Genomic DNA, 15342 nt, shown 5'->3' on the forward strand with positions numbered 1-15342 from the left:
TCACGATGCTCATCGTCACTCGTGAAGGTGGCCGACGGTGCAAACTCCCACCGCACCAGCTTCCGCTGGTCGCCTTGGCGTACCTGCGTGCGGCTTTGGGAGATGGAGTCGGCCACCACGGACGCTGTTGCCAGCCCCTGCAAGGGCCATGTCTGTTCCTTGCGGGATGTCACGGTCAGCGAGGATACGGACAGGTCGGGGAGAGGCAAGAGGGCCCCTTCGCGGGCTGCTTCAACGGAGCGGTGCTCTTGCTCTGCGCAGCAGTACGCCTCACAGCCGCCGTCGAGGACGGTCTCTGGGCAGGCGACAGCAGCGTCTTGGCCGCCTGACATTCGTGCCAGCCTGTCACGACACACCGTAGATAGTGCCCGAGACGGCCAGTTGCAGCTTCTTCCGCTTCAACAGCCGGACCAGATCGTCGGTATCGCAGAGCTGCTCGATCTCAGTCCGGGTTACCACCAGGATCTCTCTCTTCTGCCCCAGAGCCCTGAAGAGGATCTGGTGTGCGGCAGAGAGGTCGTCCGCATCACCGGTGATCCCACTTGCGGCGACGAGGACTCCCAGAGGCCGACCGCGTGCCTCCAGCTTCGCATTGAAAATCGTTACCTCTGATGCGCCCACTGGTTTGGACCAGTTCTTGCACTCCACCAGGATGATCTGGTCGAACTGGCGCAAACCGTTTGGGTCGCCGTCGTTCCAGAAGGCGATGTCGATTTCTTCAGATGAGAAGGCATCGAGCTGGTTACGGACACTCGCGCTGATCCCGGGGACGAGCTCGAAGAGGTAGGTGAGGAGGTCCTCGAAAGCCTTGCCTCGTGCCGCGTTGCTGACGGCGTTGTCACCAGCTGCCAAGAGCGCGGCAACACGGCCGTCGTCGATGGACGTCATGAGGCCTGCACACCATGAACAGCGCGGTTCCGCAGGTCGCGTACGACCTCGGCGAAGCTCGACGTACGCATGCGCTCAAGCAGCGCTGGTAGCGAAACTGTCAGGACCGGGAACGTGGTCTCCTCGAGTGCCTCACCCGCCTCACTCTGCGACGGCGGCGGCTCAAGGTGCACCAAAAGGGCCGCCTGCATGCGGCTGCTCTGCAGCAGACGGAGAGTCTGATCGACCGCGCTGCGCGACAACGTGCGCTTCACCTCGATGAGTAGAGGGTTCAGAGCGATGGCGTCCAGGTCGTCCGACCACACCCCGAGATCGATAAGGCGATGCGTGCCGTGGACTGGGCGCTCCACGGCTACCGTTCCGCTCTCCTCCAGGGCGGTCTTGAGAATCTCGATGATCCGTAGCTCGCGCGGCTTGCCCTCGTGCAGCAGGGCAAGGAGTTCATCCACTCGCACGGCGCCGAGCGGGCGCCCGACCGCAGCGGCAGTCGCAGAACCCGGAGCCGGACGGCCCTCGGCCTGGTCCAGGGCAAAACCGATGGCCTCCAGGTCGTCCGGGCGGGCACGGATGGTGAGCAGACCGCACAGGTCCGCGGGGGTCTCCTCGCCGGGATCGGTGATGACGACGACCCGCTTGCCCATACCTACCGCTACGCCGGCCTCGAACAGGACACTCTGGGACCTGGCGGGGCTCCCCAGGACTACCAGCACTGTCTCGGCCTGCGTGATGGCCTGCCGCAGGCTCTGGGCGATACTCGCTCCCAGAGGAGCCACATCGGAGAGAACATAGGGACGCACCCCCCGCTGCCGTAGCGCTCCCAGCAGCGGACGCAGGTCCGCGGCAGCCGGCGCGGAAACAAACCAACGCGAAACCTGCGCAGTCGTATCCGTATCCGCTGTTTCCTCTACCACGCCAAGAACCTCACTCCCGCCCTCCGGCGCGGGCACCGCCACGCCACCGCACGTACTTCACCAGATGGTGTCCCGCCGAGTGGTGTAACAGCGATCACCTCGGCTGTCCCGCCTGTACCACGGTGCTGGTCGGCGGAGCTCGTATGAGCGGCAAGAACGGCCCGCTACACCACTGCGCGGGGCACGACCCTTCACCATTGCAGCACGCGATGCGTTTCCCTTGAAACACAGGCAGGCAGACCGTTCCGCGCCGACACCGATTTCGATGCCCGTCCCGCAGAGAGGAGAGCTGGGTGAGGATGCGCAGCCGGGGCGCAGCACGGTAGCAAGCGACCTGAACGTCGCGGAGGCGGCGCACCCTCGGCGCGTCGGCAGCACAGGACGGCCACCCTGCTCAAAACCTAATGTGCACGGGCTTCGACTGCTGGCACGATGCCCTGACCGACAACAACGCTGCTCGAACCGGGGCAGCTTCGGGCTGGGTGTCGCACCACAGGAAGCGTTACCCACCACCCCCTAAACCTGAGTGAGAGCGACCTATGACGACGACCGCCGACTCCGGTAACGACATCGCGCTGGCACTGATCGAGCAAGACACGATGTTCCTGCGGCGATTCGCCAACAGCATCACAGTCGATAAGGAACAAGTGGTCGTCCCGATCTTCTGCATGCACAACTACATGTGCCTGATCATCCACGAGTCCCACCGGACGCTTCGCCACGTCGTCCCCGACCTCGCGGATGCACTCGCCTACGATTGCGCCCCCGCTATCGAGCGCGCCCGGCACTCGGTCAAGCTCTTCGACGACAAGTACAAGGGACTGGCCGACGTCAGCGCCGACTTCCGGCGCATCATCGACGAGCATCGGCAGGAGTTCCTCAACAACACCTGGCTGCCGCTGGCCCGGCCGCTGGAGAGGGACCTGGTCCTGTGGCGCTACCGCGGCAGGCTCGTATCCACCTCTCACACGGCGAGCTTCTTCCTCGCCCTCCCGCCGCGATCCTTCAAAAGCCTCGACGTACTTGGCCCCCAGGTACATGCCATCGCCGTGGAACAGGGCAGCTACATCGCCGCAGCAGCAAACGGGCTGCCCTGGGAAGGACAGTCCTTCCTGGATACTTTTCAGAAAATGGAACTGGCAGAGGGCGAAGTACGTGCTGAGAAGTACTACCGGCGAAGCTTCGACCCTGCCCTTCCTGAGGAAGTCAAGGCATCCCTGACGGCCATGATCTGCGCGTTGAACACCGTGGACGTCCTCCTTGGTGACGACACCGGCCAAGCTTCCGCGGTCACCTTGTGGAAGCTGCGCTATATCACGCTCCACCATGTGCTCTCCAGCCTCCGTAAGCTCGATGAACAGTACGGGGCCGAGCTCCGCCCGCCGGACCAAGCACTGCTGAAGGAGATTCTCAACGCTCCGACAAGCAGCCTGGTCATGCAGGCCCATGGAGGCTTCAGAAACACCCTGGTGCACTACCGCCCCGAGCGGCGAGTACGGGAACAGCTGTCCCTCCAGGCACCGCTCTACGGGCTCGTGGGCGCCTACTTCCCCGCAGAAGAGGCACGATCGTTGCGCGAAGGGCTCGCTCCCTACACCGCCCATGTCGCCGATCGTATGGAAGCCTGGTCCGGAGACTGACCCTCGCAGGACTTTTGATCCAGTGCTCTACAGCACAGGCCCGCGTCAGTTCTTCCTCTCCGTATAGAGGCTGCTGTGTGAGCAGGCAGCTTGCCGACCGTCCTGATCCACCTGCGTAACGAGTGTGAGAATGGGGTACGTGCCCGACATCCTCCCGCCGCGCATCACCCCCGACGTCGATGACGGCCCTGTCGATCCTGCTCAGCTGACGCGGATCACATCGCTGCACAGGGGCTTCCTCTACCAGCATCTGTATGCCGTCGGATGCCTGCTGAGCCTCAAACGCGGGGGAGTGGACAGGCTGCTGGTCGAACGGGACGAGGACGTGGAAGCCGTCCTTCCGGACTGGCGACTGTACATGCAGATCAAGACCCGCAGTAGAGCCTTGCAGTGGGGCGACATCAGCAGCGCCGTCGAAAACTTCGAGGGTGTGCGGGCCCGGCACGCCGCAGGTAAACGCCCGGGACGGCCCCAGCTGATTATCGTGTCGAACCAGGCCGCTGGTCCAAGCCTGACCCAGAAGATGGCCGGCGACGACTGGCCGAACGACGTCACGATCCTCACTCCTGGAGTACCGGCCCCCAATCACTGGCTGCCACCCGCATGGGAAACGGTCGACGAGGCAGTCGCCTGGTGCACCCGCGAAGCGGCGGGAGTCCCGTTCGCGTCTCTGGAACCGCAGACGCTTGTATGGAAGCTGGCGGCCCGGGTCGTCCTTGCCTGCACCGGCCACGGCGGGCAAATGTTCAAAGCCAGTGAAATGCCAGCATTCTATGAGCAGTTCGTCCAGGAGCTGCAAGCCTTCCCAGCAACTCCGGCCCCCTATCTGCCGCAGGACACCGAACCGGAACTGCTGACCGCCGCCGAAGTACGTCTCATCACCGGCTTCTCCGGTTCGGGGAAGACCGCCTGGGCATCTCATGCTGCCACGCACTGCCCTGAGCCGATCACCTACTTCGACGTCTCCGCGCTTTCCCGCGACGCCGTCGCCGGAGCACTCGCACGAGAACTTGCGGCCCGTCATCTCGACACAGCGCAGCGAACGGACCTCCTGCACGGGGTCGGCATCGATGTCCTACGGGCGGTCCACCGTCATTTGGCGGGTACACCGGTCGCGATCGTCATCGACAACGTCCATCGAATGGATGCCGCCGCCCTGCGAGGACTTGTATCCGCGCTGCCAGCTGTGCGACTCGTACTGCTCGGCCAGCCTCGCCCTGACCAGGTTGCCTTCGCAGCCCACCTCGGCATCGCGACGGAAAACCTCAACGGGTGGACGGCCGACAGCGTGGCTGCTGTGTTCGCTGATGCCGAGTGCCCCGTCGACCGGCCCACTGCCGAGCGCCTCGTAACCCTTACCGGCGGCCTGCCTCTCTACGTGTGCAGTGCTGCCGCCCTGACCCGCACTCACTACGATCACGACGCGGCCAGCCTGTGCACAGAACTCAGCCAGCGCTGCCACAGCGTCCCCTCTGTCCAAGACATCATCCTTGAGGAAGTCTTCGCCAGCCTGGACCCAACGGCACGGACGGTCGCCTTCCTCCTGGCAACGGCCGAAGTCCCTCTGACCAACCAAGAACTACAGCGCCTAGCCCAAGCGGCGGAGCTCAGCGGACCGGACTGCGCACGAGGCCTGCGAACCCTTACTGCCTTCGCCATCACCCAGCGCACCGGCCGATTGATTACCCTGCACGACGCCACGCGTTCTCTCGCGACGGAGTACGGCCCAGCAGGAAGCCATCTCACGATTGAGCATGCTCTGAGCCGCATCCTGCGCGAGTCCATTGAAGGAGGCAGCGCACCGGTCGGACGCCTGGCGAAATGGGCCATGCTGCTGGCCCGAACCGATCAGACCGAGCAGCTTCTCGAACTTGCCAGCCACGATCTCTTCTTTGAACAGTCCTTCTCCGCCGACCTCGCCCCGATCCTCACCGCTGTGGTCACTGACAAGGACGCCGCACCAGTCAGCCGATTCGATGCCCTGAACGCGCTCGCCCTCCTTGCGCACGCTGCCGACGAGACAGCAGACCACGGCCGCCTGGTTGATGACCTTGCCGCACTCGCAGCCGCGCACCCAGCACAGTGGGGCGCACGCGAGCGGCTGGTGCTCGCGACCCACCAGATGATCCAACACGCATCCACCGGCGACCTCGGCGCCATGAACACCACGTACCTGGCAACACGATCCGAGACAGCCGAGAACTCCGTGGCGAGGCGCATCTTGCGCTACACGCAGGCCCAGTGCTTCTTCATCGCCGGCAGGTACGAACAGTCGAACATTCTGGCCATGGACGTGGCCGAGGCTTATTTGGATCACCTCGGGCTCAAGCCTGAGGACATCATCGGCGTCGGGGTCGAGGAGCTGGGCGGCCGTTTGGGACAGCAGGGCACGGACCTCGACGACTGCAAACGCCTGGCCGACTGCCTGGCGCTGACCGTGCGCTGCAAACGAGAACTCGATGAGCACCATGGACTCGCCGCTCTGCACGCCATGAAGTTCTTCCACCTCGCCGGCGCCTGGAGATCGGTCGTCACCATCGGCCAGGAGGTAGTAGACGACTTCGTGGAGATCGGAGACCTCCAGGAAGCCCTTCAACTCCTTGAGCAGACACTGCTGCCCCTCGTACAGCAGCACGCGCTCGATGACCTTGTCATCGGACTTCGCTCCCAACGAGCAGTCGTCATCGCTCACACCGGTGACTATGCCGCCGCCCGAGCCGAACTCGACACCCTCCAGCGCTACGACGTTCCACTCCAGCAAGCACGGGAGATCGAGAACCAGCGCGCCCTCATCGAGCACCTCGCGACCCAGCCCCGCCCCGCCCACTCACCGTTAGCACCTTGAGCACTGGGCCATACAGCTAGGGTGGTTGCTGCCCCTATGGCGGCGCGCCTACGGATTGGGCGCTTGTCGAGTGTCGACAAGCGCGGGAGTCTGAGTGGCCGGACGACCTTCCGTGGTGCCGGCGGGCCGGAAGGTGGTCACTAGGTGGTGAGCGCCTAGGTGCACCGGTGGATAGCCGGTGGACAGATGCCTTTGGACGATGCAGCACGGGGTGGCACGCCCCAACCCGGTGCACCTGCTCTGATCAGCGCAAACGTCACCAGGCGGCACCACACGGCACCGGGCAACATGATCGCTCTTGGTCTCCTAAAGCGGGTGTCGCAGGTTCGAATCCTGCCGGGGGCACAACGCATTACCGCTCTGACCTGGTATTTCTCCACCAGGGAGGGGCTCTAACCGGCCTCGGACTCCTCGTCCGGGGCCGTTTGCGTGAGCGGAGCGTGAGCGGACGGGTCGCCAGACCCCGATATTTCTCCCGACGGATCAGCACCATCCGGCACGGACTCCTCCGCCTCGTCGGGCTTGGCATCCGCTTCCAGTGAGGCGGCGCGTGCGCGCGGCACGAGGCGAGCGGCGGCCTCGGCGATCGCCAGATCCGCTTCGGGGAGCAGGCTCGTGTACGTGTCCGACGTGATGGTGATCGAGGAGTGGCCGAGCATCTCCTGGATGTCCTTCAGGTCGGCGCCGGCCGCGTGGGCCAGGGTCGCTGCACCGTGACGGAGATCGTGGAGCCGGATTGGCGGGAGGCCGATCTCCTCGTACAGCTCGATGAACCGCCGTGTGATATTGGCGGGGTGGAGCAGCTCGCCGTTCTCGCGGGTGAAGACCCGTCCGGTCTCGACCCAGGCACTCCCCCACTTCTTGCGATCCTTGTCCTGCTGGGCGCGGTGCCGCTTTAGGGCCTGGACCGTGTCGGAGTCCAGCGCGATGGTGCGCGCGCCGGCATCGGTCTTGGGATCGTCCTCGTAGACCTCCCAGCCGTTCACCACGAGCTGCTTGGCGACGGTGATGAGCCCGGCATCCAGCAGGGTGTCGGTCCACCTCTGACCACACGCCTCACCGCGCCGCAGGCCGCGGAACGCGACCAAGTGGAAGAGCGCATACAGCCGATCCTCCGAGACGTGGTCGAGGAAGAGACCAGTGTGCTCCGGAGTCCAGACCATCACCGGCGAGGGCTTCTCACCGGTGCGCTTCCAGTGAAGGATGCGTTCCTCGGTCCACACAAGCGCCTTGGGGCGCTTGCCCGCCTCCAACTCGACGTGGGCGGCAGGGTTGAAGGTGATCAACTGCTGTGCGATCGCTGCGTTCAGCGCGGCCCGCAGCGTGGAGCGGACGCGCTGGCGCGTCGCCGGACCGACGATGCGACGGTAGGGATCCATCTCGGCGATGGCGGCCTTCATGGCCTTGCGACGGGCGCGGGGCTCGCGCCCCTTCCAGGGGATCTGTGCGAGATCCTCGAACGCCTTACGCCGCGCGGCGTTTCCCTCGGCGACTTCGACGTTGGCCTCGGCTATGGCCTCGAACATCTCCGACAGGTGGGTGACCCGAAGGCGATCCAGCCGCAGGTGTCCGATGCGTGGCTTGAGGTGCACCCGTATGTTGCTCTCGTCGCGACTGATCGCGCTCTGCCGCCCCTTCTTGCCCGACAGCCAGGTGTCCAGCCACTCGCCGACCGTGCAGAGTGTCGGGGTAGCGCCCGGGTTGACGGGCCGGCCCCGACCCCGGCTTGGTGACCGTGGGTGGCTGCGCCGCGCAGTTTAGCGCGGGGAGGCTACGCTCCCGGCATGGATCTATTGCCGATAGCCGACGACGCCCAGGGCTCCCAGGACCGCGCCGACGCGCCCGGTGACCCCAGCGCGCCTGGCGGCACTGCGCCGGCCCCGCCGCGGCCCGCCGTCGTGGCCAAGGCGCGCGTGCTGTTCACGGACCGCCGCGGCCGGATCCTGCTGGTGCGGCTCCAGCCCTGGCACAACGCGCTGCACTGGGGGCTCCCTGGTGGAACCGTGGAGGCCGGAACCGAGGCACCGCGACAGGCGGCCGTGCGCGAGATCGCGGAGGAGACCGGACTGCTGTGTGCGCCCGGACGGTTGCTCGCCGTGGACTGGGTGAACCGGAGTGGCGACCAGCCGCGGATCGTCCACGTCTTCGACGGCGGATTGCTGGAGGACGGGGACCTGGCCGGGATACGGCTGGACGAGGCGGAGCTGGCGACATGGCGGATGTGCACGCCGGACGAGGCTGAGGCGCTGCTGTCCGCCGCGTCGTGGGGTCAGCTGAAGGCCTCTCTCGCCGCGCTGCCGACGGACGGCGGCCCGGCGGAGCTGCTGGACGGGGCGGCCGTGGAGTTCCCGGCCCCGTGACAGGTGCCCAGTACGGCCGCGGCTACGGTTTCGGCCTGCACCCTGCTCTCGGGGACCGCGGTGGTCTCGAACAGATTGCCGCGGCGCAGCGCGCCCAGCGTCCACAGCCGGGCCCCTGGCCCGGTGCCAGTGGTTCGGCCGCCGGGCCGGAGGCGGCCGTCGGGCTCAGTGTCCAGGCCGAGTCCGCAGGGTCCGGGCGGGGCCAGGCCGCGCCGCAGCAGATCCGCGATCAGCGGGTCGTCCGAGGCGCCGACGCCGGTCTGCGCGCCGGTGCAGTTCACCACTGCGCCCACCCGTAGCTCCCGACCTTCGCGCAGTCCCACGCGTATCCCGTCACCCTCGGTGTCAGCCCGGGCGACCTCGTCCGCCGAGACCTCCAACAGGCCTTCCTCCCGTAGCGAGTGCAGGGCGGCGGCGGAGGCGGGGGCCAGTCGGTGCCGGTGCGTCTCCCACACTCGCAGGTCCTCACCGAGGAAACGGGCCCGGTCGGCGGAGAACAAACGGGCCCGGTCGGCGGAGAACAGCCGCTGCCAGAGTTCGGCCGTCAGCGGGCACAGGCCGTCCATCGCCGGCCGCCAGTCGCCGTGCGTACGCCGGGTCGCGGCCAGGTGCCGCAGCACAGCCCGGCGCAGGGCATCGAGGGTGTGCAGGCCACCGAGGTCCGGGGGCTCGACGGGCGGGACGGGCGGCGTACAGCACGCGCCCCGGCCGCCCCAGCGTGAGCGCTGCATCGGCCATCGTCAGGCCCGTACCCACGAGCAGGACATCGGCATCGGCCGGTACGCCGTCCAGGGCACCCGGGACCCAGAGATCGGGGACGAAGCGCGCCGAGGCGCGCAGGGCCGGCTCGGCGGAAGACTGTCCAGGGCGAGGACCACGGCATCGGCGTGCTGGGTGAGGCCGCTCGCTCCGCGCAGCGCGAGCACGGCGGTGCGGCCCGGCCCGGGCGCGATGCCAATGGTCCGGTCGTGGACGGGGAGCAGGCTGACGGTCGTACTGCGCGCGGCCGTGCCCGCCAGCAGCTCCAGCAGGTACCGGCCGTACAGCAGGCCCATTCGGTCTGCCCGGCGTTGAGAAGGTGGCGTGAATCCGTCGTCGCGTAGGCGGGTCCAGGGGCGCCCCCGGCCGCCGGATCGATCAGCCGGACGTCACACGGCTCGCCCCGCTGCTCGGCCTGTAGCAGCAGCTGGACCGCGGTCAGGACGCCCGCCGCACCGGACCCGACCACCGCAACCGTCGGCCCCACCATCGGGCTGTACTTTGCCTCACCATCCGCAGTCCACATGACAAGATCATGACGCATCGGCGTCTACTATCGGCACCGAGGGTAACGGGAGCGGGGGCAAAGGCACCGCATGGGGGCGATGGTGTCGAGAGGGTGGGTACCGATGGTTGCGTCAGCGGTCGGCGACGAGGCGGAGCTAGAGCCGGACCGGGCACCGTTGGCCAAGCTCCTGGGCCTGAATGACGGGCTCCTGGACGTCTACCGGATCGTGGTGCGCCGTCCTGGATGGGGCATCGCCGAGATCGCCTGGCATCTAGGCATGGCCGAGGCCCAAGTCCGCGGTTGTCTGGACAAGCTGGCGGAACTCTCCATGCTCTATCCGGCCAAGCACTCGACCACACCGATCGCGCTGAACCCGGAGATCGGCCTGGCGGCCCTGCTGAACCGGCGGGAGTCCGAGATTCAGAACCAGCAGGCGCAGCTCGCCGCGGCCCGCACTGAGGTCGCCGAGCTCGCCGTCGTCTACTCCGCGCACCAGGGGTACTGGGGCAATCAGGGTCTTGAGCAGCTCGACGAGGTCGCCACGGTGCGGGCGCGGCTGGCCGAGCTCGCCGAGCACGCCCAGCACGAGCTGCTCTCCTTCATACCAGGCGGTGCGCAGAGCCGGGAGGCGTTGGACGCCAGCCGACCGCTGGACGAGAAGAGCCTCTCCGCCGGGGTCCGTATCCGGACTCTGTACCTCGACAGCGTCCGCAACGACCGGGCCACCACCGAGTACGCCCGCAGGCTGGCCGGACTCGGCGGCGAGATCCGCACGATTCCCTCCCTGCCGGTCCGGATGCTCGTCGTGGACCGGTCCGTGGCCCTGCTGCCCATCGACCCGGAGAACAGCCGGGCCGGGGCCGTCATGGTGAAGGCGCCGGGGGTGCTAGCCGCGCTGGTGCACCTCTTCGAGGTGGCCTGGCAGCAGGGGCAGCCGCTGGACGGCGTACAGCCCTCCGGGCCGGGCGGGCTCACGGCCCAGGAGCTGGAGCTGTTGAAGCTGCTAGAGATGGGCAGCACGGACGAGATGGCCGCCCGCAAGCTCGGCGTCTCCCTGCGGACGGTGCGCCGGATGATGGCGGACATCATGGGCCGACTGGGCGCGCGCAGCCGGTTCGAGGCCGGGCTGTTGGCGACGAGGGCCGGCTGGATGTAGAGCGGGGCAACCGGGTGGCCGTCTCGTGCCATGGCAGTTAGCGGCCGACGTCCATCCGCGTTCCGCAGCCCGCGCGGTGCCACCATGGGCTCCCATGTACGCAATCCATATCCGGCAGAGTCTCCCGGAGTCCGGCCTGGGCCGACTGGACATCAATGACGTCGCGATGGAATTGTCTAAGGTCCGGAATTGCGTTCTCGAGCATGTCTACGCGCCTAGAACGAATGAATACGGACATTGCGGCGTGCTCTACGTCACTGGATCGTCTGTGAAAGCTGCAGGATCCGGGGCATTGGCCGCAGTCCGAAAGGTGCTCACGGGTAGCCACATGAGGGCCAATCTGGTGACTTCCACCGATCCGTGGTCCGTCGGTCTGTGTGATGCGACAGTCCAGGTGGCATCCATGTCGTGGGACCACGCAGCCACCCGCCCCTTCTGAATGGCACCTTGTGGCCTGGGCAGCTTACGGCCAGGGAAATATCTGGAGCCTGGCTCGCACCGTGTGTCACTTTGGCTGCGCAGCGAGCCGACGAATTCGCGGAGAACACAATTCTCCGAGAGGCCTTCCGGCTCGCAACACAGCGAATTGATACAGCTCAAGAGGACCTTCATGTCGACGCGCTTTCTGACCTTGCTCAACTGCTCCGTGGCGGCGCTGGCCGCCGTGCTGCTCATCGCCTCGCCGGAGCGGCCCACCGCCTACGAGGTACGCGCCAACGCGCCGTCGGTCCAGCCCGCGCCTTACAGCTGGGCCTGGGACTAGACGCCCGCTCCGCCCTCGCCGGTGACTCGACTCCGCATCAGGAACCTCCATGTATAAAGCCGCCGACGGCAGCGGATGCCTTCTGTCAGAGTGCCCGACCGACCGCGGCCGGTCGGCGCCGTACGCAACGCAGACGCCGGCGCCCGCCGGACGGCTGTGCCGAGCATGCCGAGACCGCCTCGCGGCGGCCCTCGCGGAACTCCCCGGCCTGCACCGGGAGATCGAGTACGTCCTCGGACCGACGGTGACCGGCCGCGGCGAGCGGGTCAGCGGCAGCCGGAACCTCGGGCTCCTCTTCAATGAGGAGGCCTCGGCCGTCCGCACCGTGATGATCGGCGTGCTCGCCTCCTGGGCGGGCGTGGTCACGGGCCTCGGGGCGGTCGCCGCACCGGTGCGGGAAGTAGGACCGCTCACCGCCTTCCTGCTCCGGCACCTCGACCTGCTGGCCGGCCACCCGGCCGCCGCCGATCTGGCCGAGGAGATCGGCAGGCTGATGGCGGATGCCCGCAGGGTGGTCCAGCCGCCTGCGGCGTGCCGGTCACCCTCGGCCCCTGCCCCCGGGCCGGCTGCTCAAGTGCGGTGGAGGCGTGGGTGCACGGCGCCGCGCGCAGCGGGGACGGGGCGCGCTCCGGCGAGGTGCGCTGCCAGGACGGTCATGCGTGGCCGGCTGGGGAATGGCTGGTGCTGCGGCAGCTGCTGTCGGCCGACGGGCCTGCCCCCGCACCTGCGGGGCGGACGCTGCCGACGCGGTTGGCAGCCCGGGCCGCGGGAGTGTCAGAGGCCACCGTCCGGAAGTGGGCGAGCCGCGGAAAGCTGACGCGCCACGGGAGTCCCTCGCGTGCCGAATACGACGTCGAAGAACTGACGGCCCTCGCGGCCGGCTGAGTCGCATTCGGGACATCCCTGAAAAGTGCCTCCAGAAGGCTTTGCGTAGCAATTCATGTTGCCGCGCAAGGCCCTTTCGGTGTTTCCCTTTCGCTTCCGCGTATGGATTCTTTCTATGTTTGACATGAGACCGTGAAGGTGTCACGCTCTTGGCAGCGGAAGAAGTGTCGGAGTTTCCGGCTGCCCACTGATCCCCCTTGATGTGAATGGACCGTCGAGGCGCGTCTGATCGTGGAATGTTTTTTCTTCCGTGTTCCGGGTGCATGCATCTCTCATCGCGTCCTCTATCTCGCCGAACGGACAGGGTCCACAGTGATTGATTCCGACGACGCCATTGCGAACTCGCTGGAAGCGGTCCGCCGATCCCGGCAGACCTGGGAGGAAAGGCCCCGTCCCGCTTCTCCGGCGACCGCGTACGAGGAATTCCTGAAGTACCTGCGCACGTGCGTCCCCTACTACCGGGACCTGGACGCAGCGGCCGAGCTGCCGCTCGTGGGCCGCTCGGACCACCAGGATGACGGCGGCCGGTTCCGTGCGGAGCCCGCCGACGGCCCGCAGTACCGACTCTCCTCCAGCGGCACCACGGGCCGGCCGCTCGACGTCACCCTGGACGACCCCGCCTGGTACGCCGTCAACTACCACTTCTTTGCGCAGATCCGCGAGCTCGCCGGACTGCCCCGCGATGCCTTCCGCCGTGGCGCGCCCGGCGTCGTCTTCGTCAGCAACAAGCCGGGCCGGCCCAGCTTCGTACGCCCCCTGCCGCCCCTGGACGACGCGCTCTACCTGCGCCTGCAGCTGCCCGAGTCCGGGGCGGACACCCTGGCGCTCTTCCAGAAGTTCCAGGCCCCCGTGCTCTACGGCAAGCCGACCTACCTGCTCGACCTGCGGGCGGCGCTGCTCGGCCAGGGCGCCGTACGGCCACCCTGGCGGCCGCAACTGATCCTGGTCAGCGGAGAGCCCTTGCACGCGGACGACCGCGAGCGGCTCACCGGCTACTTCGAGGCGCCCATCGTGGACGCCCTCGCCTCGACGGAGGGCGGCCTGATCGCCGCGACTGCGCCGGACGGGGCGACGTACCACGTGTTCGGCGAGAACGTACGGCTCGAAGTGCTCGGCGGGAGCGGACGGCCCGCACCCGGCGGCCGGGGGGAGCTGGTGCTCACCAACCTGGTCAACCGCAGCACTGTCTTCGCCCGCTACCGCACCGGCGACCTCGCCGAGCTGGAGACCGCCGAGGACGGCACCCAGCGGCTGCTGGCGCTGCGCGGCCGGGAGCCGGAGAAGGTCCGCTTCCGCACCGCCGAGCTGCCCGCGGACGAGGTGACGCGGGCCGTCGGCTTCGTCCCGGGCCTCGCGGATTTCCAGTTCGTGCTGAGCGATCCAGACCGCACCCTCCTGCGCTGGTCCCCGGAGGCGGCCTGCGCCGACCCGGGCGTCCTCGCGGCCGCCTTGCGCGACGCCGTGGCCGGACTGCTCCCCGCGGAGCACCCGGACCTGGAGCAGTGCGCACGCATCACCCCGCTGGGCGGGAAGAAGCGGCGTTTCCTGCTCGGGACCACCCAGAGCCATTTCACCGACGGCGGGATACTCCGATGACGCTAAACCTGACCTGGACGGGCAACCAATTCCTGGACCCGCGTGAGCAGGCCGACCAGATGATGTCGGCCACCGAATCCATCGACATCACTAACAAGGACGACGTCTGGGGCGAGAGCGTGGCCGCCGCGGTGGCCAAGCATTTCGACGTGCCCGAGGAATTCGTGCGCGTCGGTGCGGGGGCCACCCAGCTAATCGACACCCTGCTGCGCAGCGCCTATCAGGGCCTCGTGGTCGACGTCACCCCGAACTTCCACCTCACCGCCACCGTCTCCCGGCAGCAGGGGTGGAATTACGAGAGCGTCCCGGTGCGCGAGGCGGGTGAACTGCTGCCCGCCCTGGAGCCGTACCTTGACCGCCCCGAAGCGATCATCGTGCTGTGCTCGCCGCGCAATCCGCTCGGCTACCAATTCGATCTTCAGGACATTGCCACGCTCCTGGGCCGCGCCCGCGGCCTCGTCGTCCTGGATGAGGTGTACGCCGACTTCGCCCCGGACACGGCGCTGCGGCTGGTGTCGCAGTACCCGAACCTCGTGGTGATGCGGACCTTCTCCAAGGCCTGGGGCCTGGCCAACCTGCGGATCGGCTTCGCGGTCTCCCAGGCCTTCGCCCGCCAGGACTTCCGTTTCTGGCTGATGCCCAACAGCGTCTCCGGCGTGGCCCAGCGCACCGCCCTGCGGCTGCTGGCCCGTACCGAGGCCGTGCACGACAGCATCCGCAGGGCCCGCGAGAGCCGGGAGGTCCTGGCGGCGGCCCTGGAGAAGATAGAGGGCATGCGGGTGTGGGCCTCGGACGCCAACTACCTCTGCCTGGAGAGCCCGCACGCGCAGGCGATCGTCGAAGAGCTGCTGACCGCCGGCTACCGGACCCGCCTTCTGCACGACCTCAAGGGCTACCCCGAGGAGTGGCCGCTCGGCGTACGGATCTCCGTACCGCAGGAGACCGAGCTCGACGCGGTCGTCGAGTGCGTCGTCCGAGTGCACGAGGCGGCGGGCTGCTTGACCGCGGCAGACCAGTGAGTCCTTCCGGAG

13 protein-coding genes and 3 pseudogenes are annotated in these 15342 nt (G+C 67.6%); 9 read left to right on the forward strand and 7 right to left on the reverse strand.

Going from position 1 to position 15342, the window contains the following annotated elements; all coding sequences use genetic code 11:
* Nucleotides 1-5: 5 nt before the first annotated feature.
* Nucleotides 6-89: pseudogene (locus J7E89_RS42450) on the forward strand (IS5/IS1182 family transposase); the annotation flags it as partial.
* Nucleotides 90-345: 256 nt separating this feature from the next.
* Here the strand turns inward: J7E89_RS42450 and J7E89_RS26120 are convergent.
* On the reverse strand, nucleotides 346-888 hold the full coding sequence (locus tag J7E89_RS26120; protein WP_214976879.1) for a restriction endonuclease: 543 nt from the start codon (nucleotides 886-888) through the stop codon (nucleotides 346-348).
* Entirely contained in the window at nucleotides 885-1661 is a 777-nt protein-coding gene (locus J7E89_RS26125; RefSeq protein ID WP_214976880.1) for a hypothetical protein, read from the reverse strand. Before J7E89_RS26125 ends, J7E89_RS26120 begins: the two co-directional genes overlap by 4 nt.
* Nucleotides 1662-2338: 677 nt before the next feature.
* Between J7E89_RS26125 and J7E89_RS26130 the strand changes: the two genes are divergently transcribed.
* Together J7E89_RS26130 and J7E89_RS26135 are read left to right on the forward strand one after the other, a co-directional pair.
* Entirely contained in the window at nucleotides 2339-3439 is a 1101-nt protein-coding gene (locus J7E89_RS26130) for a hypothetical protein (protein ID WP_214976881.1), read from the forward strand.
* Between the two features lie 139 nt (nucleotides 3440-3578).
* Complete coding sequence (locus tag J7E89_RS26135) at nucleotides 3579-6284, forward strand: ATP-binding protein (RefSeq protein WP_214976882.1); 2706 nt, start codon at nucleotides 3579-3581, stop codon at nucleotides 6282-6284.
* A 392-nt stretch (nucleotides 6285-6676) separates the two neighbouring features.
* On the opposite strand, the pseudogene xerC reads toward J7E89_RS26135, so the two are convergent.
* A pseudogene (gene xerC, locus J7E89_RS26140) lies at nucleotides 6677-7960 on the reverse strand (tyrosine recombinase XerC); the annotation flags it as partial.
* 108 nt (nucleotides 7961-8068) lie between these two features.
* On the opposite strand from xerC, the gene J7E89_RS26145 reads away from it, so the two are divergent.
* Nucleotides 8069-8644: an NUDIX hydrolase gene (locus J7E89_RS26145; RefSeq protein ID WP_214976883.1), complete on the forward strand. Its 576-nt coding sequence runs from the start codon at nucleotides 8069-8071 to the stop codon at nucleotides 8642-8644.
* Here J7E89_RS26145 and J7E89_RS41080 read toward each other — a convergent pair.
* The 3 genes and pseudogenes from J7E89_RS41080 to J7E89_RS41090 all read right to left on the reverse strand — a co-directional run.
* Nucleotides 8554-9375: a hypothetical protein gene (locus tag J7E89_RS41080; protein WP_251061113.1), complete on the reverse strand. Its 822-nt coding sequence runs from the start codon at nucleotides 9373-9375 to the stop codon at nucleotides 8554-8556. The genes J7E89_RS26145 and J7E89_RS41080 overlap by 91 nt on opposite strands.
* A gap of 9 nt (nucleotides 9376-9384) precedes the next feature.
* A complete protein-coding gene (locus tag J7E89_RS41085) occupies nucleotides 9385-9699 on the reverse strand; it encodes an FAD/NAD(P)-binding protein (protein ID WP_251061114.1) in 315 nt (104 codons plus the stop codon).
* 59 nt (nucleotides 9700-9758) lie between these two features.
* Nucleotides 9759-9947, reverse strand: a pseudogene (locus tag J7E89_RS41090) (hypothetical protein); the annotation flags it as partial.
* An 85-nt stretch (nucleotides 9948-10032) separates the two neighbouring features.
* Here J7E89_RS41090 and J7E89_RS26155 point away from each other — a divergent pair.
* The gene (locus tag J7E89_RS26155) at nucleotides 10033-11067 is read left to right on the forward strand and encodes a LuxR C-terminal-related transcriptional regulator (protein WP_214976884.1); all 1035 of its coding nucleotides are present in this window, start codon (nucleotides 10033-10035) and stop codon (nucleotides 11065-11067) included.
* A gap of 610 nt (nucleotides 11068-11677) precedes the next feature.
* Nucleotides 11678-11830 carry a hypothetical protein gene (locus tag J7E89_RS26160; protein WP_214976885.1) on the forward strand — a complete coding sequence of 51 codons (153 nt, stop codon included), beginning with the start codon at nucleotides 11678-11680 and terminating at the stop codon, nucleotides 11828-11830.
* 85 nt (nucleotides 11831-11915) lie between these two features.
* On the opposite strand, the gene J7E89_RS26165 is transcribed toward J7E89_RS26160, so the two are convergent.
* Complete coding sequence (locus J7E89_RS26165; RefSeq protein ID WP_214976886.1) at nucleotides 11916-12284, reverse strand: hypothetical protein; 369 nt, start codon at nucleotides 12282-12284, stop codon at nucleotides 11916-11918.
* 137 nt (nucleotides 12285-12421) lie between these two features.
* Here J7E89_RS26165 and J7E89_RS26170 point away from each other — a divergent pair, with 137 nt between their 5' ends.
* The 3 genes from J7E89_RS26170 (at nucleotide 12422) to J7E89_RS26180 (ending at nucleotide 15330) form a co-directional block, all read left to right on the forward strand.
* Nucleotides 12422-12715 (forward strand): hypothetical protein, encoded by a 294-nt coding sequence (locus tag J7E89_RS26170; protein WP_214976941.1) that lies wholly within the window; start codon nucleotides 12422-12424, stop codon nucleotides 12713-12715.
* A 312-nt stretch (nucleotides 12716-13027) separates the two neighbouring features.
* Complete coding sequence (locus tag J7E89_RS26175; RefSeq protein ID WP_214976887.1) at nucleotides 13028-14311, forward strand: hypothetical protein; 1284 nt, start codon at nucleotides 13028-13030, stop codon at nucleotides 14309-14311.
* Nucleotides 14308-15330: a histidinol-phosphate transaminase gene (locus J7E89_RS26180; protein ID WP_214976888.1), complete on the forward strand. Its 1023-nt coding sequence runs from the start codon at nucleotides 14308-14310 to the stop codon at nucleotides 15328-15330. Before J7E89_RS26175 ends, J7E89_RS26180 begins: the two co-directional genes overlap by 4 nt.
* Nucleotides 15331-15342: the final 12 nt, after the last annotated feature.

Source organism: Streptomyces sp. ISL-100 (genome assembly GCF_018614615.1).
Classification (GTDB): Bacteria; Actinomycetota; Actinomycetes; order Streptomycetales; family Streptomycetaceae; genus Streptomyces.

Bases quoted from the DNA above. Each gene is read 5' to 3' on its own strand.
- J7E89_RS41085 (WP_251061114.1), bottom strand. From the start codon at position 9,699: ATGGGCCTGCTGTACGGCCGGTACCTGCTGGAGCTGCTGGCGGGCACG.
- J7E89_RS26130 (WP_214976881.1), top strand. From the start codon at position 2,339: ATGACGACGACCGCCGACTCCGGTAACGACATCGCGCTGGCACTGATC.
- J7E89_RS26160 (WP_214976885.1), top strand. From the start codon at position 11,678: ATGTCGACGCGCTTTCTGACCTTGCTCAACTGCTCCGTGGCGGCGCTG.
- J7E89_RS41080 (WP_251061113.1), bottom strand. From the start codon at position 9,375: ATGCAGCGCTCACGCTGGGGCGGCCGGGGCGCGTGCTGTACGCCGCCC.
- J7E89_RS26180 (WP_214976888.1), top strand. From the start codon at position 14,308: ATGACGCTAAACCTGACCTGGACGGGCAACCAATTCCTGGACCCGCGT.
- J7E89_RS26145 (WP_214976883.1), top strand. From the start codon at position 8,069: ATGGATCTATTGCCGATAGCCGACGACGCCCAGGGCTCCCAGGACCGC.
- J7E89_RS26155 (WP_214976884.1), top strand. From the start codon at position 10,033: ATGGTTGCGTCAGCGGTCGGCGACGAGGCGGAGCTAGAGCCGGACCGG.
- J7E89_RS26120 (WP_214976879.1), bottom strand. From the start codon at position 888: ATGACGTCCATCGACGACGGCCGTGTTGCCGCGCTCTTGGCAGCTGGT.